Origin of the sequence: uncultured Streptomyces sp. (assembly GCF_947488945.1) — a bacterium.
In the GTDB taxonomy this organism is placed as follows: domain Bacteria; phylum Actinomycetota; class Actinomycetes; order Streptomycetales; family Streptomycetaceae; genus Streptomyces.
The window spans coordinates 109,952-135,334 of sequence record NZ_CANLBS010000013.1; the positions used below are offsets into that span (position 1 = coordinate 109,952).

General features: G+C 75.1%; 1 protein-coding gene. It reads right to left on the reverse strand.

Features of this window, described 5'->3' with window-relative positions:
• Positions 1–43: 43 nt before the first annotated feature.
• Entirely contained in the window at positions 44–24,739 is a 24,696-nt protein-coding gene (locus Q0994_RS21295) for a type I polyketide synthase (protein ID WP_299537459.1), read from the reverse strand.
• Between the last annotated feature and the right edge of the window lie 644 nt (positions 24,740–25,383).

The window sequence follows — 25,383 nt, forward strand, 5'->3', positions numbered from 1 at the left end:
CCTTCACCAGGTCCGTCCGTGGGGGCTGCTGTCCTGCGGGGGTTCACGACAGGCCCAGCTCCTTGTCGATGAAGTCGAAGACGTCGGTGGCGGAGGCGTCCTCCAGCCGTTCGGCGACGGCGACGCTCGCGCCGTCCGCCGCGCTCCGGTCGCCGCCGGTGACCCGCGCCAGCAGGGCGCGCAGCCGGTCGGCGACGACGGGGTCCTCGACGGGCCCGGCGTCCAGCAGGCCGATGGAGGCTTCCAGCCGGTCCAGTTCGGTGAGCACGGCGTCCGCGCGGGCCTGTTCGGGGTCGGTCCCGCCGACGAGTTCGGCGCGCAGGTGGTCGGCGAGCGCGGCCGGGGTCGGGTGGTCGAAGACGAGGGTGGCGGAGAGGCGCAGCGCGGTGGCCGCGGTGAGCCGGTTGCGCAGTTCGACGCCGGTCAGCGAGTCGAAGCCGAGTTTGGTGAACGCGAGGCCGGCGCCGACGGCTTCGGGGTCCTCGTGGCCGAGGACGGCCGCGGCGTGGGCGCGTACCAGGTCCAGCAGGGTGCGGCGCTGTTCGGACTCGGGCAGCGGTGCGAGGTCGGAGGCGAGGTCGCGCGGTGCGGCGGCGGTGGCGGCCCTGGCGCGTGCGGGGCGGCGGACCAGGCCGCGCAGCAGCGGCGGAACGGGGGTGGTGTCGCCGGCCCGTTCGCGTAGGGCGCGCACGTCGAGGTTGACGGGTACCAGGTGGGTGCGGGCGAGGTCGCGGGCCGCGTCGAAGAGGGCCATGCCCTTCTCTGCGCCGATGGCCCCGCCGACGGCGGCGCGGTCGCGGGCGCGCCCTTGGAGGTGGCCGGTCATGGCGCCGGAGGGCTCCCACAGTCCCCAGGACAGGGACTGGGCGGCGAGGCCGCGGACCCGGCGGCGGTGGGCGAGCGCGTCGAGGACGGCGTTTGCGGCGGCGTAGTTGGCCTGTCCGGCCGAGCCGAAGGTGGTGGCGACGGAGGAGAACAGGACGAACATCGCCAGGTCGGCTCCGGCCGTCAGGGCGTCGAGGTGGAGGGCGGCGTCCACCTTGGGCCGCAGGACTGCGTCGATGCGTTCGGGGGTGAGCTGGTCGAGGAGGCCGTCGTCGAGGACTCCGGCGGCGTGCACGACGCCGGTGAGCGGCCGGTCCAGGCCGTCCAGCAGCGCGGCGAGCGCGGTGCGGTCGGAGGCGTCGCACGCCTCGACGCGCACGGTGGCCCCGGCCTCGGTGAGTTCGGCGGCGAGCTCCGCCGCGCCGGGTGCGTCGGGGCCGCCGCGGCTGACGAGGAGCAGGTGGCGTACGCCGTGGTGGTGGACGAGGTGCCGGGCGAGGATGCCCGCGAGGACGCCGGTGCCGCCGGTGAGCAGGACGGTGCCTTCGGGGTCGGGTGCGGCGGGCAGGGTCAGGACGTTCTTGCCGGTGTGGCGGCCGCGGCCCATGTGGCGGAGCGCTTCGGGAGCGTCCCTGAGGTCCCAGGCGGTGACGGGGAGCAGGGTGAGGGCGCCCCGGTCGAAGAGGGCGACGATCTCGGTGAGGATCTCGGCGACCCGGTCGGCGTCGGCGCGCATCAGGTCGAAGACCCGGTAGGCGGTGCCGGGGTGGGCCCTGGCGACGTCGTCGGGATTGCGGATGTCGGTCTTGCCCATCTCCACGAACCGGCCGCCGGGGGCGAGCAGGCGCAGCGAGGCGTCGATGAACGGGCCTTCCAGCGAGTTGAGGACCACGTCGACGCCGTGGCCGCCGGTGGCGTCGCGCAGCCGGGCCTCGAAGCCGAGGGAGCGGGAGGAGGCGAGCCGGTCGTCGGGGAGGCCGGTAGTGGGCCACTTGCCGGGGCCCGCGGTGCCGTAGACCTCCAGGCCGAGGTGGCGGGCGAGCTGGACGGCGGCCATGCCGACGCCGCCGGCCGCCGCGTGCACGAGCAGCGATTCGCCGGCGGCCACCTGCGCCACGTCGACGAGTCCGTAGTAGGCGGTGAGGAAGGGGGTGGGGACGGACGCCGCCTGGGCGAAGGTCCATTCGGGGCGCATCGGGGCGAGTGCGCGCCGGTCGGTGACGGCGGTCGGGCCGAACGCGCCGGCGAACAGGCCGAACACCCGGTCGCCCGGGGCGAGGTCGGTGACGGCCGCGCCGACTTCGAGGACGGTTCCGGCGCCCTCGGTGCCCATGCCGCGCTGGTCGGGGACCATGCCGAGGGCCATCACGACGTCGCGGAAGTTGACGCCGGCGGCTCGGACCGCGATCCGTACGTGGGTGGGCGCCAGCTCCGCGCCGGCCTCGGGCGCGGGTACGTACGCCAGGTTCTCCAGGGTGCCTTCGCCGACGATGTCGAGGCGGGTGCCGGGGAGGGGCGCGGGCAGCCGGTTGCCGGCGTCGGCGCGGGCGAGCCGGGGGGCGAGGAGCGTGCCGGCGCGCACGGCGAGCTGCGGTTCGTCGGTGCCGAGCGCGGCGGGCAGGGCGGCGGCCGAGTCGGGGTGGCCGTCGACGTCGATCAGGGCGAACCGTCCGGGGTGCTCGCTCTGCGCGGAGCGCAGCAGGCCGTGCACGGCGGCGCCGGCCAGGTCGGGTACGCCCTCCCCCGCGCCGACGGGGACGGCGCCGCGGGTGACCACGGCGAGGCGGGCGCCGGCGAAGCGTTCGTCGGCGAGCCAGGCTTGGGCGAGCTCCGCCGCGCGGTGGACGGCGGCGCGCACCTGGTCCGCCGTCTCTCCGGCGCGGCGGGTGTGGTCCACGACGACGACGCCGGGGGCGGCGGCGCCCCGGTCGACGGCGGCGGCGAGTTCCGTGAGGCCGTCGTGGCGGGTGTCGGCGGCGAGGCCGTCCGTCGCCGGGCCGACGAGGACGAGCGGGGTCCGGGCGCCTTCGGCGACGGGCGCCCAGTCCAGGCGGAACAGAGAGTCGAGCACGGGGCCGTGGGCGGCGCGGCGTACGGCGTCGGTGTTGACGGGCCGCAGGGTCAGCGCGCCGACGGAGGCGACGGGGGTCCCGGCCGGGTCGGCGGCGACGAGCGACACGGTGTCCGGCCCGGCGGCGGTGAGGACGACCCGCAGGACGGTGGCGCCGGTCGCGTGGAGCTGGACGTCCTCCCAGGCGTACGGGAGCTGGGCGTCGGGGCCGAGCAGGCCGCCGGTCCCGGCGGCGTGCAGGGCGGCGTCGAGGAGCGCGGGGTGCAGCCCGCAGCGGGCGGCCTCGCCGTGCGCGGCGGCGGGCAGGACGACGTCGGCGTACACGTGGCCGCCGTGCCGCCAGGCGGCGCGCAGCCCCTGGAAGACGGGGCCGTAGGCGTAGCCGCCGGCGGCGAGCGCCTCGTAGTGGCCGGTGAGGTCGACCGGTTCGGCTCCGGCGGGCGGCCAGGTGGGCGGCACGCCGTCCGGGCCGGGTGCGGCGGCGAGGGCGGGGTCGGTGAGGAGCCCGGTGGCGTGGGTGGTCCAGGGGGTGGCGGGGTCGGCGTGTTCGGGGCGGGAGGAGACGGTGACGGGGCTGCGGCCGTCGGCCCGGGGTCCGTCCACGAGGAGCTGGAGGTGCACGCCGTCGGTGGCGGGGACGACGAGCGGGGCGTGCAGGGTCAGTTCGTCCAGGCCGGAGCCTCCGGCGTGCAGGGCGAGTTCCACGAAGGCGGTGCCGGGCAGCAGGACGGCACCGTGGACGGTGTGGTCGGCGAGCCACGGGTGGGTGGCGAGCGACAGCCGTCCGGTCCACAGGGTTCCGGCGCCGCCGGCCAGCGGCACGGCGGCGGCCAGCAGCGGGTGGTGGGCGTCGGCCAGTCCGGCGCCGGTGACGTCGGCGGTGGCGGGGCGGGTCTCGGGCCAGTACCTGCGGTGCTGGAACGGGTAGGTGGGCAGGTCGAGGACGCGGCGTCCGGCGGGGCCGCCGAGGACGGCCGACCAGTCGACGGACGCGCCGGCGACGTGGGCTTCGGCGAGGGCGAGCAGCCAGCGGTGGGCGTCCTCCTCGTCGCGGCGCAGGGTGGTCAGGACGGTGCCGGTGGCTCCGGTGTCGTCGAGGATCTCCTGCACGCCGACGGTGAGCACGGGGTGCGGGCCGACCTCCAGGAACACGGTGTGGCCGTCGGCGAGGGCGGCGCGGGCGGCCTGGTCGAACCGGACGCGGCCGCGCAGGTTGCGGTACCAGTAGTCGCCCGTGAACCCGTCGGCGCCGAGGGCCGCGCCGGTGACGGTGGAGTAGACGGGCACGTCGCCGGGGCGGGCCCGGTCGGTGGAGAGTTCGGTGAGCAGCGGGCGCAGCGGTTCGACGAGCGGGGTGTGGGAGGCGTAGTCGACGGGCATCCGGCGGGCGCGGACGCCGGTGTCCGCGCAGTGCGCCAGCAGGTGGGCGAGGTCGTCCGCGGCGCCGCCGACGACGGTGGAGCGGGGGCCGTTGACGACGGCGACGGCGATGCTCGGCCAGGGGGCGATCAGCTTCTCCGCCTCGGCGGCGGGCAGTGCGAGCGAGGCCAGGCCGCCCCGGCCGGAGAGGTGTTCGGCGATGGCCCTGCTGCGGAGGGCGACGACGCGGGCGGCGTCCTCCAGGGTGAGGGCGCCGGCCACGACGGCGGCGGCGAGTTCGCCCTGGGAGTGGCCGATGACGGCGGCGGGGACCACGCCGGCGGCGCGCCACAGGGCGGCGAGGGAGACCATGACGGCCCACAGCACGGGCTGGACGACGTCGGCGCGCTCCAGGCCGGCGTCGTCGTCCGCTTCGCCGCGCAGGACCGCGAGCGGGGAGAAGTCGAGGTACGGGGCGAGGGCCCGTTCGCACTCCTCCAGCCGGGCCCGGAAGACCGGTTGGGTGTCGATGAGCCCCGCGGCCATGCCGGCCCACTGGGTTCCCTGTCCGGGGAAGACGAACACGGGCGCCCCGGCGGTGCGGGCGGTGCCCCGGCGCAGGGCGGCGGGGTGCTCGCGGTCCTCGGCGAGGGCGTCGAGCGCCTCGGGGCCGAGGACGACGGCGCGTTCGGTGAGGTCGGCCCGTGCGGTGGCGAGCGTCCAGGCCACGTCCTGGGCGTCGGCCGGTGCGGTGCCGGCGGCGGCGAGGCGGCGGGCCTGGTCGCGCAGGGCGTCGGGCGATTCGGCGGAGAGCACCCAGGGGACGGCGGCTTCCCGCGGGGCGACCGGGGCGGCGTCTGCCGGGGCGGGCTGTGCCGGGGACTCGTCCGTCCGGGCGGCGTCCGCCGGGGCGGCTTCGAGGACGACGTGGGCGTTGGTGCCGCTCATGCCGAAGGACGAGACGCCGGCGCGTCGGGGGCGCCCGGCCCCGGGCCACTCGCGTGCCTCGGTCAGCAGTCGCACGTTGCCCGCGGTCCAGTCGACCTTGCTGGTGGGACGGTCGGCGAACAGCGTGCGGGGCAGGCGCCCGGCCCGCATCGCCATGACCATCTTGATGACGCCCGCGATGCCGGAGGCGGCCTGCGCGTGGCCGATGTTGGACTTGACGGAGCCGAGCCACAGCGGCTCCTCGCGGTCCTGCCCGTACGTCGCGAGCACCGCCTGCGCCTCGATCGGGTCACCCAGCCTGGTGCCGGTGCCGTGCGCCTCGACCGCGTCCACGTCACGGGGGTCGAGCCGGGCGGCGGCGAGGGCGGAGCGGATGACGCGTTGCTGGGAGGGGCCGTTGGGGGCGGTGAGGCCGTTGGACGCGCCGTCCTGGTTGACGGCGGAGCCGCGCACGAGGGCAAGCACCCGGTGGCCGTTGCGGCGGGCGTCGGAGAGCCGCTCCACGAGCAGCAGACCGACGCCCTCGGCCCAGCCGGTGCCGTCGGCGTCGTCGGAGAACGCCTTGCAGCGGCCGTCGGCGGCCATCGCGTCCTGCTTGCCGAACTCGGTGTAGATGCCGGGGGTGGCCATGGCGACGACCCCGCCGGCGACGGCGAGCGAGCATTCGCCGTTGCGGAGCGCCTGTCCGGCCAGGTGCAGGGCGACGAGCCCGGAGGAGCACGCGGTGTCGACGGTGACGGCGGGCCCTTCGAGCCCGAAGGTGTACGAGAGCCGGCCGGAAAGGACGCTGGCGGAACTGCCGGTCGCCAGGTACCCCTCGCTGCCCTCGGGGGCCACGGCGGGTAGAGACAGGTAGTCGTGGTTGTTGGCGCCGGCGAAGACGCCGGTGCGGGAGCCGCGCAGCGACAGCGGGTCGATGCCGGCCCGTTCGAAGACCTCCCAGGCCGTCTCCAGGAGCAGGCGTTGCTGGGGGTCCATGGCGACGGCTTCGCGCGGCGAGATGCCGAAGAGTCCGGCGTCGAAGTCCGCGATGTCGTCGAGGAATCCGCCGCGCTGCGGCCAGGTCGGCGCCTGCGCGTCGGCCTCCTCGCTGCCGGCGTAGAGGTGCCAGCCCCGGTCGGCGGGGAAGTCCCCGACCGCGTCGACGCCGTCGGAGACCAGCCGCCAGAGGTCCTCGGGGGTGCGCACCCCGCCGGGGTAGCGGCAGCTCATCCCGATGATGGCGAGCGGTTCGTCCCGTTCCGTCCCGGCCGTCGGGGCGTCGGCCCCGGCGGTGTCGCCGGGGGCGCGGGAGGCCGTCGGCAGCGTGTCGGCGAGCAGGGTGGCGAGATGGGCGGCGAGGTCCCGGGCGGTCGGGTGGTCGAAGACGGTGGTGGCGGACAGGGCGAGGCCGGTGGCGGCGGCGAGGGTGTCGCGGAGTTCGACGGCCGTCAGCGAGTCGAAGCCCAGGTCGGAGAAGGCCCGCAGCGGCGCGACGGCGTCGGCGTCGGCGTGTCCGAGCGCGGCGGCGGCGGACGTACGCACGAGGGTGAGCAGGGCCCCTTCGCGTTCGCGGGCGCCGAGTCCGGCGAGGCGGCGGCGCAGGCGATGCGCTTCGCCGGTGCCCTCGGAGGTCGGTGAAGGGGTCGGTTCGGTGTCGGGGAGCAGGTCGAACAGGGTGGTGGTCCGGCCGGCGGTGAAGGCGGGCAGGAAGCGCGCCCAGTCGACGTCGGCGACGGTCACGTTGCCGAGCCCCGTGGTGACGGCGTGCTCCAGGGCGGCGACGGCCGCCGACGGGTCCATGGGGATCAGTCCGCGCCGCCGCAGGTGCTCCTCGGCGCCCTCGTCCACCAGCATTCCGGCTTCGGCCCAGGGTCCCCAGGACACGGAGGTGGCGGCGGCGCCCCGCGAGCGGCGGCGCTCGGCGAGCCCGTCGAGATACGCGTTGGCGGCGGCGTACGCGGCCTGGCCGCCACTTCCCCACACACCCGCGATGGACGAGAACAGCACGAACAGATCGGCGTCCGGGAGGAGTTCGTCCAGGTGTGCGGCACCGAGCGTCTTGGCCCGCACCACCTCGGCGAACTCCTCGACGCCGGTCTCTCCCAGCGGGCGCGCGTCCACCACGCCTGCCGCGTGCACCACACCGCGCACCGGGTGCGCGGTCAGCAGAGCGGACAGCGCCTCGCGGTCGGCGACGTCGCAGGCGACGACGGTGGCGGTGGCGCCGAGACCGGCCAGCTCCGCCACCAGGGCGTCCGCGTCCGGCGCGTCCGGACCCCGGCGGCTGGTCAGCACCAGCTCGGTCACGCCCCGGGCCGCCAGACATGCGGCCACGCGGGCGCCGAGGCCGCCGGTGCCGCCGGTGACCAGCACCGGGCCCGTGGGGGCGAATCCCGCCGGGGCGGCCTGGGCGGCCGGGACGCGGACGAGCCGGCGGGCGAAGGTACCGGAGGCACGGACGGCCACCTGGTCCTCGGTGCCCAGCAGGGCCGAGACGAGCCGGGTGCCGGCCCGGTCGTCCAGGACGGCGGGCAGGTCGATCAACCCGCCCCAACGGCCGGGCAGTTCGAGTGCGGCGACCCTGCCGAGGCCCCAGACCTGGTGAGCGTCCGGGTCCGTGGGCCGGTCGGCCCGGTGCACCGCCTGCGCCTGTCTGGTCAGGCACCACAGCGGCGCGGCGATCTCCGCCTCGCCGAGCGCCTGGACGAGCAGGAGCGTGGCGGCGACACCGGTCGGCAGGTCGGGCCGTCCGGGGTGGCGGCCGTCGAGTCCGGCCGTTCCCGCGATCACGCCTTCGAGGGTGCCGGTGACGGCGACAGCGATCTCTTCCGCCAGGTTCCAGCGGTCGTCCTCACCGCCGTGGAGGGCGACGTCGCCGATCTCGATGACCTCGGCGCCGTGCGCCCGGAGCGCCGCCACCACGTCGTCGGGGCAGGCGACCGCGAGCCAGGTGCCGAGAGCGGCGGGCCGGTGGACGGCCACCGGTTCCGGGACGGGCGTCCAGGTCGGCCGGTAGCGCCAGGAGTCGGCCGCCGAGCGGGCCAGCCGGTCGGACCGCCAGACGGACAGCGCGGGAACGACGCCGGCCAGGGCGTCCGCGTCGAGGTGCAGGGTCTCGGCGAGCCGCGTCAGGTCCCCGCTCTCGACGGCCGACCAGAAGCCGGCGTCCTCGGCGTGGACGTCGGCCGGGGTGGCGGACGCGGGGACGGCGGACGCCTCGATCCAGTACCGCTGCCGCTGGAAGGGGTACGTGGGCAGCGCGACGCGTCGGCCCGCGCCGACCACCGTGCCCCAGTCGACCGCCGCGCCCCGGACGAACGCGGACGCGACACCTCTCAGGGCAGTCTCGGCCTCGTCGCGCTCCGCGCGCAGCAGGGGCACGGCGACGGCATCGACGAGGGACTGCCGGGTCAGCGCGGACAGCACGCCGTCGGGGCCGAGTTCGAGGAAGGTACGCACACCGGTGAGCGAGGTGACGGCGTCCATGAAGCGGACCGGCTCCCGGACCTGACCGACCCAGTACGCGGCGGTGGCCGGATCACCGGGCGCCGTGGGCGCGAAGGGGATCGACGGGGCGTGGAACGTCAACGACTCGGCCAGGAGCGCGAATTCGGCGAGCATCGGCCGCATCCGGTGCGAGTGGAAAGCGTGTGAGACGGCCAGCCGCTTCACCTTCCGGCCCTCGCCCCGCAGCCGGTCCTCCAGAGCGGCGATCGCCTCCTCACCGCCCGAAACGGTGAGCGAGGACGGGCCGTTCACCGCCGCCAGGTCCACCCCGTCCGGCAGCTCGACCTCCGCCTCGGCGGCTTCCACCGCCAGCATCGCCCCACCCCCGGGCAACGCCTCCATCAACCGCGCACGCGCCGACACCAGCGCACACGCGTCATCCAGCGACAGAATCCCCGCCACATGCGCCGCCGCCACCTCACCGACGGAGTGGCCCACCAGAACGTCCGGCGTCACGCCCCACGACTCGACCAGCCGGAACAACGCCACCTGCACCGCGAACAACCCCGGCTGCGCACAACCGGTCCGGTCCAAGGCAGCGGCGTCGTCCCCGAACACCACCTCCCGCAACGGCCGGTCCAGCTCCACCCGCGCACACACCGCATCGAACGCGTCCGCGAACACCGGGAACACCTCGTACAACCCCCGGCCCATCCCAACCCGCTGCGACCCCTGCCCCGTGAAGAGGAAGGCGGTACGGCCGGGGGCGGCCGATCCGGTGACGACGGAGGCCGGTGCGCCGCCGGCCGCCAGAGCGGCGAGGGCTTCGCGGTCCGCACCGAAGACGACGGCACGGTGGTCCAGTCGTGCGCGCCCGTCCGCGAGAGTGCGGGCCACGGCGGCGGGGGCCGGGTCGTGGGCGGCCAGATGGGTGCCGAGCAGGGCCGCCTGTGCGGCCAGCGCCTCGGGGGTGCGGCCGGTGAGCACCCAGGGGACCACCGGAATCCCGGCGACGTCGGGGGCGGGGTCGGTGCCCGGTCCGGTGCCGGGTTCGGTGTCCGGTTCGGGGGCCTGTTCCACGATGACGTGGGCGTTGGTGCCGCTGACGCCGAAGGACGACACGCCGGCCCGGCGGGGGCGGCCGGTGGCGGGCCAGGGGCGGTTCTCGGTGAGCAGTTCCACCGCGCCCGCCGTCCAGTCGACCTCCGGGGTCGGGTCGGCGACGTGCAGGGTCTTGGGCAGGACTCCGTGGCGGATCGCCTGCACCATCTTGATCAGGCCGCCGACACCCGAAGCGGCTTGTGTGTGACCGGTGTTGGACTTCAGTGAACCGAGCCACAGCGGCTCCACCCGGTCCTGCCCGTACGTCGCGAGCAGGGCCTGCGCCTCGATCGGGTCGCCCAGCTTGGTGCCGGTGCCGTGCGCCTCGACCGCGTCCACCTCCGAGGGGGCCAGGCGCGCGGCGGCCAGCGCCTCGCGGATCACCCGCTGCTGTGCCGGGCCGTTGGGGGCGGTGAGGCCGTTGGACGCACCGTCCTGGTTGACCGCGCTGCCCCGCACGACCGCCAGGACCTCGTGGCCCTGGGCGAGCGCGTCGGAGAGGCGTTCCACCAGCAGCACGCCGACGCCCTCGGACCAACCGGTGCCGTCGGCGTCGGCGGCGAAGGACTTGCAGCGGCCGTCGGCGGCCAGGCCGCCCTGCTTCGAGAAGTCGGCGAAGACGGCGGGGGTCGCCATGACGACCACACCGCCTGCCAGCGCCATGGTGCACTCGCCGTTGCGCAGCGACTGGGCCGCCAGGTGCAGGGCGACCAGCGACGAGGAGCACGCCGTGTCGACGGTGACGGCCGGCCCTTCGAGGCCGAAGGCGTACGAGACGCGGCCGGAGATCACGCTGGAGGAGATGCCGGTGGACAGGTAGCCGTCGCTCGCCTCCGGGGACGCGGCGAGGAGCGAGACGTAGTCGTGGCTGTTGGCGCCGGCGAAGACGCCGACTCTGCTGCCGGACAGGGAGGTGGGGGCGAGGCCCGCCCGTTCGAACGCCTCCCACGAGGCTTCGAGCAGCAGGCGCTGCTGGGGGTCCATGGCGACCGCTTCGCGCGGCGAGATACCGAACAGGTCGGCGTCGAAATCGGCTACTCCGGTGAGGAAGCCGCCCTCCCTGAGGAAGCCGGACGGCGCCGGGTCCCAGCCGCGGTCGGTGGGGAAGGCGGTGATGCCGTCGGCCCCGGAGACCACCATCTCCCAGAGGTCGTCGGGCGACTCCACCCCTCCGGGGTAGCGGCACGCCATGCCGATGATGGCGATCGGCTCGTCGGCCTCGGCCGGGGTCCGGGCCCCGCGGGCCTCCACACGTCCGGCCTCGGCGGGGGCGCCGGCGGTGTCGACCAGGGTCGCCAGGTGCGCGGTCAGCGCCTCGACGGTCGGGTGGTCGAAGACCAGGGTGGCGGGCAGGGCGAGGCCGGTGGCGGCGGCGAGGCGGTCGCGCAGTTCGACGGCTATCAGCGAGTCGAAGCCGAGCTCGGAGAAGGACCGGTTCGTCGGTACGTGGTCGGGGTCGGGGTGTCCCAGGACGGCGGCGACGTCGGAGCGCACCAGGGCGAGCAGGACGCGCGCCCGCTCCTGCGGCGAACCGGCGGTGTCCGCCAGCCGGGCGGCGAGGGCGGTGCCGGCGACGGTTCCGTCCGGTCCCTGTGGGGCGTCCACCGGGCGGGCCGGCCCGGGGAGCTCGTCGAAGAGGGTGCTGGGCCGGGCCGCCGTGTACGCGGGGACGAACCGCTGCCAGTCGACGTCGGCGACGACGACGCAACCGAGGTCGTGGGTCACCGCCTGCTCCAGCGCGGAGACCGCCAGCTCCGGGGCGAGCGGGGTGAGGCCGCGTCGGCGGAGGTACTCCTCGCCGTCGCCGTCCACCAGCATTCCGGCTTCGGCCCAGGGTCCCCAGGACACGGAGGTGGCGGTGGCGCCCCGTGCCCTGCGGCGCTCGGCGAGCCCGTCCAGGTACGCGTTGGCGGCGCCATAAGCAGCCTGGCCACCGCTCCCCCACACACCCGCGATCGACGAGAACAGCACGAACAGCTCCGCGTCCGGCAGGAGTTCGTCCAGCAGCTCCGCCCCGAGCGTCTTGGCCCGCAGCACGTCGGCGACGTCCGCGAGCCCCGTCGCACCGAGCGGGCGCACGTCCACCACACCCGCCGCGTGCAGCACACCACGCACCGGGTGCGCAGCCAACAGCGCCGACAGCGCGTCCCGGTCCGCGACGTCGCAGGCGGCCACGGTGACCCTGCTGCCCAGCGATTCCAGCCGGGCGACGAGCTCCGCGGAGTCCGGGGCCTCTGTGCCCCTTCGGCTGGTGAGCACCAGGTGTTCAGCTCCGGCGCGTGCCAAGGACTCGGCCACCCGTGCCCCCAGAGCCCCGGTGCCGCCGGTGATCAGGACCGTACCGCCGGGGTACCAGGGGCGGGTCGGGGTGCCGGGAAGACCGACGTGCCGGAGGCGGCGGGCGAACGTTCCGGAAGGGCGTACGGCGATCTGGTCGTCGGTCCCCGCGAGCGCGGCGGCGAACCGGGCGCCGGCCCGCCGGTCCAGCGCCGCCGGCACATCCACCAGCCCACCCCAGCGCTGCGAAGCCTCCAGGCCCACCACCCGGCCCAGACCCCACACACCCGCCTGCACCGGATCCACCGCACCATCCGCACGCCCCGTGGACACCGCACCTGCCGTCACACACCACAACGGCGCCGAAACCTCGGCATCGCCCAAGGCCTGCGCCAACACCAACGAAGCAGCCACCGGACCCGGAACACCATCGACACCAGCACCCCGACCGGACGCCAGCAACGACACCACACCGGTCAGCTCACCAGCCGCATACGCCTCATCGACCAGACACTCCGCCCACTCCCACCGATCAGGAGCACCCTCCAGCACCACCTCCACCGGAACCGCACCACCCGCACGCAGCGCCCCGCACACCCACCCCGACAATGCAGGATCCGTGTCCTGCGCCCGCACCACCAACCACGAACCCCGCGCCGACCCCGACGCCCCCACCACCGGACGCCACGAAACCCCGTAACGCCACCCCTCCACCACCGACCGCTCCGCCGCACCACGACGCCACGCCGACAACGCCGGCAACACCGCACCCGCAGCCTCCGCATCCACACGGAGCGACTCAGCCAGCGCCTGCGCGTCGCCCGACTCCACCACCGACCAGAAACCGGCGTCGGACGCCTCGTCCGGGACGGAGGTCTCGGGGGCACCGAGCCAGTACCGCTCGTGCTGGAAGGCGTACGTGGGCAGGTCCAGCAGGCGGCCGCCGCCGACCACCGCCGACCAGTCGACGTCGGTTCCGCACACGTGGAGACGGGCCACGGCCTGCAGGGCGGAGGCAGTCTCGTCCTGTCCGGCGCGGAGCAGCGGGGTGGCGACGGCCAGGTCGTCCGAGAGGGCGCGGGCGGCGGCGGAGAGCACGCCGTCCGGGCCGAGTTCGAGGAACCGGGTGGTTCCGCGCTCGACGGAGGCGACGACGGCGTCCGCGAAGCGCACGGGTTCCCGGACCTGGCCGACCCAGTAGGCGGCGGTGGCCGGATCGCCGGGCGCGGTGGGCGCGAGGGGGATCGACGGGGCGTGGAACGTGAGTCCCGCGACGACGGTCTCGAACGCGGCGAGCATCGGCTGCATCCGGTGCGAGTGGAAAGCGTGCGAGACGGCCAGCCGCTTCACCTTCCGGCCCTCGCCCCGCAGCCGGGCCTCCAAAACCCCGATTGCGTCCGCGTCGCCCGAAACGGTGAGCGCGGACGGGCCGTTCACCGCCGCCAGGTCCACCCCGTCCGGCAGCTCGACCTCCGCCTCGGCGGCTTCCACCGCCAGCATCGCCCCGCCCCCGGGCAACGCCTCCATCAAACGTGCACGCGCCGACATCAGCGCACACGCGTCGTCCAGCGACAGAATCCCCGCCACATGCGCCGCCGCCACCTCACCGACGGAGTGGCCCACCAGAACGTCCGGCGTCACGCCCCACGACTCGACCAGCCGGAACAACGCCACCTGCACCGCGAACAACCCCGGCTGCGCATAACCCGTACGGTTCAACACAGCGGAGTCGTCCCCGAACACCACCTCCCGCAACGGCCGGTCCAGCTCCACCCGCGCACACACCGCATCGAACGCGTCCGCGAACACCGGGAACGCCTCGTACAGCCCCCGGCCCATCCCGACCCGCTGCGACCCCTGGCCGGTGAAGAGGAAGCCGGTGCGGCCCTCTTCGACCGTGCCGCGCACCACGCCCGGTGCCTCGGTGCCCGACACCAACGCGTCCAGCCCGGCCAGCAGTTCGGCGTCACCGGCGCCCAGCACCACCGCGCGGTCCTCCAGACCCGCCCGCGCCACCGCCAGGGTGTGCGCCACATCGGCGGCGGCCGGAGCCTCGTCCTGCGCGCGCAGGTACGCCGCCAGCCGGCCGCCCTGTCCGGTCAGGGCCTGCTCGTCGCGGGCGGACAGGGCCCAGGGCAGCACGGACGGTGCGGCCACCGGTGAAACCGTCGCACCGGCCGCCGGGAGCTGGGGTGCTTGTTCGATGATGACGTGGGCGTTGGTGCCGCTCACCCCGAACGACGACACCCCCGCACGACGCGGCCGCCCCTCCACGACCTCCCACGGACGCGCCTCGGACAACAACTCCACCGCACCCGACGCCCACTCCACGTGCGACGACGGCACCTCCGCGAACAACGTCCGGGGCAACACCCCACGACGCATCGCCTCCACCATCTTGATCACACCAGCCACACCCGAAGCAGCCTGCGTATGACCGATGTTCGACTTCACCGACCCCAGCCACAGCGGCACCCCACGCCCCTGCCCGTACGTCGCCAACAACGCCTGCGCCTCGATCGGATCACCCAACCGCGTCCCCGTCCCGTGCCCCTCCACCACATCCACGTCGGAGGGCCGCAGGCCGGCCGCGTCGAGCGCGCCGCGGATCACCCGCTGCTGTGCCGGGCCGTTGGGGGCGGTGAGACCGTTGGACGCACCGTCCTGGTTGATGGCGGAACCTCGCACGACCGCCAGGACCTCGTGGCCCTGGGCGAGCGCGTCGGAGAGGCGTTCCACCAGCAGCACGCCGACGCCCTCGGACCAGCCGGTGCCGTCGGCCGCGTCCGAGAACGCCTTGCAACGCCCGTCCGAGGCGAGCCCGTCCTGACGGTCGAACTCGGAGAAGATCTCGGGCCCGACGATGACGGTGACGCCGGCCGCGAGTGCCATGGTGCACTCGCCGTTGCGCAGCGACTGGGCCGCCAGGTGCAGCGCGACCAGCGACGAGGAGCAGGCGGTGTCGACGGTGACGGCGGGGCCTTCCAGCCCGAAGGAGTAGGCGATCCGGCCGGACATCACGCTGTTCGACATGCCGGTCATCAGGTGGCCGTCCGCGCCGACGGTCCGGCCGCCGGTTCCGTAGCCGGACGTGGACGCGCCGACGAAGACGCCGACCTGGGTGCCGTGGAGGGAGCGCGGGTCCATTCCGGCCCGTTCCAGGGTCTCCCACGAGGTCTCCAGCAGCAGCCGCTGCTGGGGGTCCATGGCGATCGCCTCGCGCGGCGAGATGCCGAACAGCCCGGCGTCGAAGCCGGTGGCGTCATGGACGAAACCGCCCTCGGCCGCGTACGCACCATGGGCCCGGGACAGGTCCCAGCCACGGTCGGTGGGGAAGGTGCTGATGCCGTCGCCGCCGGCCGCCACCAGGTCCCAGAGGTCCTGCGGGGAGCGGACTCCGCCGGGGTAGCGGCAGGCCATGGAGACGATCGCGATCGGCTCGTCGGGGTCGCCGGGCGCCCGCGTCGGGGTGGCACCCGACTGCGTAAGGCCGGCGGTGCCGTCGGCCATGTCGGCGGCGAGCAGTTCGGCGAGGCGGTCGGCCAGCGACTGCGCCGTGGGGTAGTCGAAGACGAGCGTGGCGGGCAGCGCCGTGCCGAGTGCCGCGGCGAGCCGGTCGCGCAGTTCCACGGCGGTGAGCGAGTCGAAGCCGAGGTCGGAGAAGGGCCGAGTGGCCGCGACGGACTCGGCCGTGGAGTGGCCGAGAACGGTGGCCGCACCGCTCCGTACGAGGGACAGCAGCGCGAGACCACGCTCGCCCGCGCCCAGCGCGGCCAGTTCGCGCCGCAGCGGCAGCGAACCCCCCGTCCCGCCGTCGTCTGCCAGGTCGACGGTGGCGGCGGCGGTGGTGGCCCGTACCGCGTCCGGGATGTCGTCGAAGAGGGGGCTGCGGCGACCGGAGCCGTACGCGGGGGCGAAGCGGGCCCAGTCGACGTCGGCGACGGTGACACAGCCGAGGTCACGGGCGACCGCGTCCTCCAGGGCGGTCAGAGCGAGTGCGGGGGCGAGCGGGGTGAGGCCGCGTCGGCGGAGGTATTCCTCGGCGTCCTCGTCCACCAGCATTCCGGCTTCGGCCCAGGGTCCCCAGGACACGGAGGTGGCGGTGGCGCCCCGTGCGCGGCGGCGCTCGGCGAGCCCGTCCAGGTACGCGTTGGCGGCGGCATAAGCAGCCTGGCCACCGCTCCCCCACACACCCGCGATCGACGAGAACAGCACGAACAGGTCTGCGTCCGGCAGGAGTTCGTCCAGCAGCTCCGCCCCGAGCGTCTTGGCCCGCAGCACGTCGGCGACGTCCGCGAGCTCCGTCGCACCGAGCGGACGCGCGTCCACCACACCCGCCGCGTGCACCACACCACACACCGGGTGCGCGGCCAACAGCGCCGACAACGCGTCCCGGTCCGCGACGTCGCAGGCGGCCACGGTGGCGGTGGCACCGAGCCCGGCCAGCTCCGCAACCAAGTCGTCGGCGCCCGGCGCGTCCGGACCCCGGCGGCTGGTCAGCACCAGCTCGGTCACGCCCCTGGCCGCCAGCCGTCGCGCCACCTGCGCGCCGAGTCCACCGGTACCGCCGGTGACCAGCACCGGGCCCGTGTGCCGGAACTCCGCCGGGGTGTCGGAGGCACCTTCGACACGCGCGAGCCGCCGGACGAAGGTTCCCTCCGCGCGTACGGCGATCTGGTCGTCCGTTCCCGCGAGCGCGGCGGCGAACCGGGCACCGGCCCGCCGGTCCAGCACCGCCGGCACATCCACCAGCCCACCCCAGCGCTGCGAAGCCTCCAGGCCCACCACCCGGCCCAGACCCCACACACCCGCCTGCACCGGATCCACCGCACCATCCGCACGCCCCGTGGACACCGCACCCGCCGTCACACACCACAACGGCACCGAAACCTCGGCATCGCCCAAGGCCTGCGCCAACACCAACGAAGCAGCCACCGGACCCGGAACACCATCGACACCAGCACCCCGACCGGACGCCAGCAACGACACCACACCGGTCAGCTCACCAGCCGCATACGCCTCATCGACCAGACACTCCGCCCACTCCCACCGATCAGGAGCACCCTCCAGCACCACCTCCACCGGAACCGCACCACCCGCACGCAGCGCCCCGCACACCCACCCCGACAATGCAGGGTCCGTGTCCTGCGCCCGCACCACCAGCCACGATCCCCGCGCCGACTGCGACGCTCCCGCTACCGGACGCCACGAAACCCCGTAACGCCACCCCTCCACCACCGACCGCTCCGCCGCACCACGACGCCACGCGGACAACGCCGGCAACACCGCACCCACGACCTCCGCATCCACACGGAGCGACTCAGCCAGCGCCTGCGCGTCGCCCGACTCCACCACCGACCAGAAACCGGCGTCCTCGGAGTGCGGGGCGGACGGAGTCGTGAGGGCGGGGGCGGCGGGCTCGATCCAGTACCGCTGCCGCTGGAACGCGTACGTGGGCAACGCGACGCGTCGGCCCGCGCCGACCACCGTGCCCCAGCCGACGTCCGTTCCACGGACGTGGGCCGAGGCGAGGGCCCGCAGCGCGGTCTCCTTTTCGCCCTGCTCCGCACGGAGGAACGGGACGGAGAACGCGTCGTCGCGTATCTGACGGACCAGGGCGGACAGCACGCCGTCGGGGCCGAGTTCGAGGAAGGTACGCACACCGGTGAGCGAGGTGACGGCGTCCATGAAGCGGACCGGCTCCCGGACCTGACCGACCCAGTACGCGGCGGTGGCCGGATCACCGGGCGCGGTGGGCGCGAAGGGGATCGACGGGGCGTGGAACGTCAACGACTCGGCCAGGAGCGCGAATTCGGCGAGTATCGGCTGCATCCGGTGCGAGTGGAAAGCGTGCGACACCGCCAGCCGCTTCACCTTCCGGCCCTCGCCCCGCAGCCGGGAATCCAGAGCGGCGATCGCCTCCTCACCGCCCGAAACGGTGAGCGAGAACGGGCCGTTCACCGCCGCCAGGTCCACCCCCTCCGGCAGCTCCACCTCCGCCTCGGCCGCCTCCACCGCCAGCATCGCCCCACCCCCGGGCAACGCCTCCATCAACCGCGCACGCGCCGACACCAGCGCACACGCGTCGTCCAACGACAGAATCCCCGCCACATGCGCCGCCGCCACCTCACCGACGGAGTGGCCCACCAGCGCATCCGGGACGACCCCCCACGACTCGACCAGCCGGAACAACGCCACCTGCACCGCGAACAACCCCGGCTGCGCATAACCCGTACGGTTCAACACAGCGGAGTCGTCCCCGAACACCACCTCCCGCAACGGCCGGTCCAGCTCCACCCGCGCACACACCGCATCGAACGCGTCCGCGAACACCGGGAACACCTCGTACAACCCCCGGCCCATCCCGACCCGCTGCGACCCCTGCCCCGTGAAGAGGAAGCCGGTGCGGCCCTCTTCGACCGTGCCGCGCACCACGCCCGGTGCCTCGGTGCCCGACACCAACGCGTCCAGCCCGGCCAGCAGTTCGGCGTCACCGGCGCCCAGCACCACCGCGCGGTGCTCCAGACCCGCCCGCGCCACCGCCAGGGTGTGCGCCACATCGGCGGGGAGCGTGTCCGTGGTGCGGACGTGGGCGGCCAGTCGCCCGGCCTGGTCGCGGAGGGCGTCGGCGGTCCGGGCGGAGAGCACCCACGGCAGGACACCGGAGGCAGGGGTCTCCGCGTCGCCGGGCGTTTCGGGGCCCGCCGACAACTGGGGCGCCTGTTCGATGATGACGTGGGCGTTGGTGCCGCTCACCCCGAACGACGACACCCCCGCACGACGCGGCCGCCCCTCCACGACCTCCCACGGACGCGCCTCGGACAACAACTCCACCGCACCCGACGCCCACTCCACGTGCGACGACGGCACCTCCGCGAACAACGTCCGGGGCAACACCCCACGACGCATCGCCTCCACCATCTTGATCACACCAGCCACACCCGAAGCAGCCTGCGTATGACCGATGTTCGACTTCACCGACCCCAGCCACAGCGGCACCCCACGCCCCTGCCCGTACGTCGCCAACAACGCCTGCGCCTCGATCGGATCACCCAACCGCGTCCCCGTCCCGTGCCCCTCCACCACATCCACGTCGGCCAGGGAGATTCCGGCGTCGGCCGCGGCTTCCCGGATGACGCGTTGCTGTGCCGGGCCGTTGGGGGCGGTGAGTCCGTTGGACGCGCCGTCCTGGTTGATGGCGGAGCCGCGCAGGACGGCCAGTACCCGGTGGCCGGCGGCCATGGCGTCGGAGAGGCGTTCCACCAGCAGCACGCCGACGCCCTCGGACCAGCCGGTGCCGTCGGCCGCGTCCGAGAACGCCTTGCAACGCCCGTCCGAGGCGAGCCCGTCCTGACGGTCGAACTCGGAGAACACGCCGGGATTGGTCATCACGGTGACGCCGCCCGCCACCGCGAGCGAGCATTCGCCGTTGCGCAGCGACTGGGCGGCCAGGTGCAGGGCGACCAGCGACGAGGAGCACGCCGTGTCGATCGTCATCGCGGGGCCTTCCAGCCCGAACGAGTACGAGAGCCTGCCGGACAGGACGCTGCTCGACATGCCGGTGAGGAAGTGCCCCTCGGAGCCGGAGTCCGACGCGCCGATGCCGTAGCCCGAGGGGGACGCGCCGACGAAGACGCCGGTGCGGGTGGAGCGCAGGGAACGGGGGTCGAGGCCCGCGTTCTCGAAGAGTTCCCAGGTGCTTTCCAGCAGCAGCCGCTGCTGGGGGTCCATGGCGAGGGCTTCGCGCGGGGAGATGCCGAAGAGGTCGGCGTCGAAGGCGGTGGCGTCGCGGACGAAGCCGCCCTGCAGGGTGAAGCCGATGTGGGCTCCGCCCGCGTCCCAGCCACGGTCGGCGGGGAACGCGCCGACGCCGTCGCCGCCGGCGGCGACGAGGTCCCAGAGTGCCGCGGGCGAGTCGACGTCTCCCGGATAGCGGCACGCCATGGCGACGATGGCGATCGGTTCGTCGGACACGGCGCGCGGTGCCGGTTCGGTCCCGTCCGCTCCGGCGGTGTGCCGGACGCCGTCCACCAGGGTGAGCAGGTGGCGGGCCACGGCGGCGGGGGTCGGGTGGTCGAAGACGAGGGTGGCGGGCAGGCTGAGGCCGGAGGCGTCGGCGACCCGGTTGCGGACCTCGACGGCGGTGAGGGAGTCGACACCCAAGTCCTTGAACGGCCTTTCGGCGTCCACGGGTTCGGTGTAGCCGAGGACGGCGGCGGTCTCCCGCCGGACCAGACCGAGGACGGTGCGGGCGCGTTCCGCGGGTCCCAGGCCGGCGAACGGGCTGGGCGCGTCGCCGGCGGCGGGGTCCGGTGTGCCGGTGTCCGTCCCGGCGTGGGCGTCGCGGGCTTCGGGGAGGTCGGCGAGCAGGGGGCTGGGGCGGCGGGCGGTGAAGGCGGGGGTGAAGCGGGTCCAGTCGACGTCGGCGACGGTGAGCGAGGTGGTGGCGGTGTCGATCGCGGTGGCGAGCGCGGTGAGGCAGAGGCTCGGCCGCATGGGGCGCAGGCCGCGTCGGCGGAGGTATTCCTCGGCGCCGGGGCGGGCGGCCATGCCGTGGTCGGCCCAGGAGCCCCAGGCGATCGAGGTGGCGGTGCGGCCCGCGGCCCGCCGGGCCTCGGCGAGGGCGTCGAGGTGGGCGTTGGCCGCGGCGTAGGCGGTCTGGCCGCCGCTCCCCCATACTCCGGCGATCGAGGAGAAGAGCACGAAGAGTTCGGCGTCGGGGAGGAGTTCGTCCAGGTGTGCGGCTCCCTGGGCCTTCGCCGCGATTCCCGCGGCGAGGTCGGCCACCGAGGTGGTGTCGAGGGGGGCCGTGGGGTCGGTGCCGGCAGCGTGGACGACGCCGGTGACCGGGTGGGCGGTGAGCAGGGCGGAGAGGGCGTCCCGGTCCGCGACGTCGCAGGCGACGACGGTCGCCGTGGTGCCGAGTGTCCGCAGCTCGGCGACGAGTTCGGCGGCGCCGGGGGCGTCGGGGCCCCGGCGGCTCGTCAGGACGAGGTCGGTGACGCCCCGGCCGGCCAGCCAGCGGGCGACGTCGGAACCGAGTGCCCCGGTGCCGCCGGTGATCAGCACCGGGCCGGTGGGGGCGGGTGCGGCCGGTGTGTCGGCGGCGGGGGCGACACGCGCGAGGCGGCGGACGAAGACGCCCTCGGGGCGCACCGCCACCTGGTCCTCGTCGCCGGCCAGGACGGTGGCGAACCGTTCGGCGGCGCGGGCGTCGGGGGCGGCGGGGAGGTCGATCAGGCCGCCCCAGCGTTCGGGGTGTTCCAGGGCGGCGACCCGGCCCAGGCCCCAGATCCGGGCGGCGGCGGCGTCGGTGAGGTGGTCGGCGCGTCCGGTGGAGACGGCGCCCGAGGTGACGCACCACAGGGGTGCGGGGATGCCGGCGTCGCCCAGTGCCTGGACGAGGGTGAGCGTGGCGCCGAGTCCCGCCGACACGCCGGTCCCGTCGGGACGGCCGTGCGTGGCGTCGGCGAGGAAGGAGAGGACGCCCGCGAGGCCGTCCGTGGTGGCGGCGGTGTCGCGCAGGAGTGCGGCGAGGTCCTCGCGGCCGGGCGGGGTGGCGGGGAGGGTGACGACGACGGGCTCGGCGCCGGCGTGTCGCAGTGCGTCGAGACACGCGGCGGCGCGGGCGGCGGCGTCCGGGCGGGCGCGGTCATCGGCGTCGTCGTCGGCGGCACGGAGTACCAGCCAGGTGCCGTGGAGCGGGCGGGCTGCCGGGTGCGCCGGGGCGGTCGCGGGGCGCCAGTGGACGCGGTAGCGCCAGGAGTCGACCTCGGTGCGCTCGGCGCGGTTGCGGCGCCAGACGGACAGGGCGGGCAGGACGGTTTCCAGCCCGTCGCCGGAGCGCAGCCGCAGGGTTTCGGCGACCTGCTCGTGGTCGAGCCGGTCGACGGCGTCCCAGAAGTCGGCTTCGGCGGGGTCGGCGGCCGTGGTGGGGGCGGGCGGCTCCTCCCCGCGCGGGGCGGCCAGCCAGTAGTGGGTGTGCTGGAAGGCGTAGGTGGGGAGGCCGACGAGGTCGCCGGCGGGCAGGACGGACGTCCAGTCGACGGGCAGGCCCGCGACGTGCGCCTCGGCGAGTGCGGTGAACCAGCGGTGGGTACCGCCCTGTCCGCGTCGCAGGGTCCCCAGCACGGTGCCGTCGGTTCCGGTGTCCTCGACGGTGTCGCGGACACCGGTGGTGAGGACGGGGTGCGGGCTGACCTCCAGGAAGGCGGTGTGCCCGTCGGCGACTGCGGCGCGTACCGCCCGGTCGAGGCGTACCGGTTCGCGGAGGTTGCGGTACCAGTAGTCGGGGTCGAGGGTGCGGGTGTCCAGCGGGCTGCCGGTCACCGTGGAGTAGAAGGGGACGTCTCCGGTCCGGGCGTCCGGTGCGGGCAGGGCCCGGAAGACGGGGTGCAGGGGTTCGGTGAGGGGGGTGTGGGAGGCGTAGTCGATGGCGACGCGGCGGGCGCGCACCCCGGACTCCTCGCAGGCGGAACCGAGTTCGGCGAGCGCCTCGTTCGTTCCGCCGACGACGGTGGTGCGGGGGCCGTTGTACGCGGAGATCCACAGCGGGCCGGGCAGGGGCGCGAGGAGCGCCTCGGCGTCGGCGGGCGGCATCGGCAGGGAGAGCAGGCCGCTGCGGCCGGACAGTTCGTCGGCGATGGCCTTGCTGCGTACGGCGACGATGCGGGCGGCGTCGGCGAGGGGCAGGGCGCCCGAGACGACGGCGGCGGCCAGTTCTCCCTGGGACGCGCCGATGACGCCGGCCGGGACGACTCCGGCGGAGCGCCAGAGTTCCGCCAGCGACACCATGAACGCCCACAGCAGCGGCTGGACGACGTCGGAGCGTTCGGCGAGGTCGCCGGCGTCGGCGGTGAGCGACGGCAGGGGGCTGTCGAGGTGCGGGGCGAGGGCCTCCTCGCACGCGGCGAAGCGGGCCGCGAACACGGGCTCCGTGGCGAGCAGTTCGGCGGCCATGCCGGCCCACTGCGATCCCTGGCCGGGGAAGACGAGGACGGGGGCGAGCCGGGTGCGGGCGGTTCCCCGCACCACGCCGGCGGGGGTCTCGCCACGGGTCAGTCCGTCGAGCCCGCGCCGGAAGTCCTCGGGGGTGGCGCCGAGGACGACGGCCCGGTGTTCCAGGGCGGCGCGGGCGGTGGCGAGGGTGTGGGCGGTGTCGGCGGGGGCGTGGTCGCCGGCGACCGCGGCGAGGCGTTCCGCCTGGGCGCGCAGCGCCTGCGGGGTCCGGGCGGACAGCAGCCACGGCAGCACGGGGGGCGTCGGCCGGGCGGGGGCGGCGGCGCTCGCCGTGCCCGCGGCGGTGTCGGGTTCGGCGACGGCGTCGGCGTCGTCCTCCGCGGGTGCGTCGGCGCTCTCCAGGACGATGTGGGCGTTGGTGCCGCTGATGCTGAACGAGGAGACGCCGGCCCGCCGGGGGCGTTCGGGGTCGTGCGTCCAGGGGGTCGCCTCGGTCAGCAGCCGGACCTGCCCGGCCGACCAGTCCACGTGCGGGGTGGCCTCGTCCGCGTACAGGGTCGGGGGCAGCAGTTCGTTGCCGAGGGCCATGACCATCTTGATGACGCCGGCGGCACCGGCGGCGGCCTGGGCGTGGCCGATGTTCGACTTGACGGAGCCGAGCAGCAGGGGGGCCCGGCGCGTTCCCTGCCCGTAGGTGGCGAGCAGTGCCTGCGCCTCGATGGGGTCGCCGAGCACGGTGCCGGTGCCGTGGCCCTCGACGGCGTCGATGTCGGCGGTGGTGAGCCGGGCGTTGGCGAGGGCGGCCAGGATGACGCGTTCCTGGGAGGGGCCGTTGGGGGCGGTGAGGCCGTTGGAGGCGCCGTCCTGATTGACGGCGGAGCCGCGGAGGACGGCGAGGACGCGGTCGCCGCGCTTGCGGGCCTCGGCGAGGGGCCGCAGCAGCAGGACGCCCGCGCCTTCGGCCCAGCCGGTGCCGTCGGCGTCGGCGGAGTAGGGCTTGCAGCGTCCGTCCGCGGCGAGGCCGCGCTGTCTGCTGAACTCGGTGAAGATCCCCGGGTTGGTCATGACGGTGACGCCGCCGGCCATCGCCAGGTCGCACTCGCCGTTGCGCAGGGCCTGCGCGGCGAGGTGCAGCGCCACCAGCGACGACGAGCACGCGGTGTCGACGGTGACGGCGGGCCCTTCGAGGCCGAGGGTGTAGGCGACGCGGCCGGACACGACGCTGGGGGCGCCGCCCGTGAGGAGGTGTCCTTCGACGCCGGGTGGCAGGGCGCGCAGCCCCGCGCCGTAGGCGGACGAGGAGGAGCCGATGAAGACGCCGGTGCGGGTGCCCCGCAGGGAGAGCGGGTCGATGCCCGCGCGTTCGAGGGAGTCCCACGCGGTCTCCAGCAGGATGCGCTGCTGGGGGTCCATGGCGAGGGCTTCGCGCGGGGAGATGCCGAACAGTTCGGCGTCGAAGTCGCCCGCGTCGTGGACGAAGCCGCCTTCGCGGACGTAGGTGCTGCCGGCCGCGTCCGGGTCGGCGTCGTAGACCGCTTCGGTGTCCCAGCCCCGGTCGACGGGGAAGCCGGTGATGCCGTCGCGGCCCTCGCGGACCAGGTCCCACAGGTCTTCCGGGGAGCGGACGCCGCCCGGGTAGCGGCATCCCATGCCGATGATGGCGATGGGTTCGCTGCCCCGTGCCTCCGCGACGCGCAGCCGGCGGCGGGTCTGCCGCAAGTCCGCGGTGAGCCGCTTGAGGTAATCGAGATACTTCTGATCGTCGGCCACTCGATGTCACCTTCTCCGGACCGGCAGCGCATGTTGCGGAAGCTACTCGATGAATTCACCGGGACCGCACGACGACGGGAATCCCCCTGTTTACCCGGCCGGATTGTCGGGTTCGGCATTCCGGCCGGAAACTCCCGCTGAGGGTACGAACCGTTCGGAGCCCGCAACAACCCCTAATGCGACCCCTAAGGGCCGCCCCACCGGGACGGACCGGGCGCGGGAGCGGGCGTGCGGGCCGCGCGGTGCGGGGGCCGCCCGAATACGCCCCGTATGAGGAAGCCCCCTGTTCCGGGGTGGGGAGCGGGTCGGGGTGGCGCGCCGGGGGCGGCGGAGCGCCGTCCGGCGCCGTCGCCTGCCGTGCGACCGCGTCCGCCGCGATCGTCCGTGACGGTTCTCCCGGTGTTTTCCACCGACCCGCCGACGGGCACGAGGAGTTTTTCGCACGGGCGGGACGGCGGTGACCGGAGGTGAATTCCGTGCGGCGACGGCGGGAAATACGCGCAGGGAAATCAGGAGGCCGTCCGATCAGTGCCGGACGCACTGTCCGGAGCCGCACTCGGTCCGGTCGGACCCCTGACCCGCGTCGCACCCTTGCGGCCGCGCCCGCCCCATTGCCGTCACGCGCCGGGGGGAGGAGGCACCGT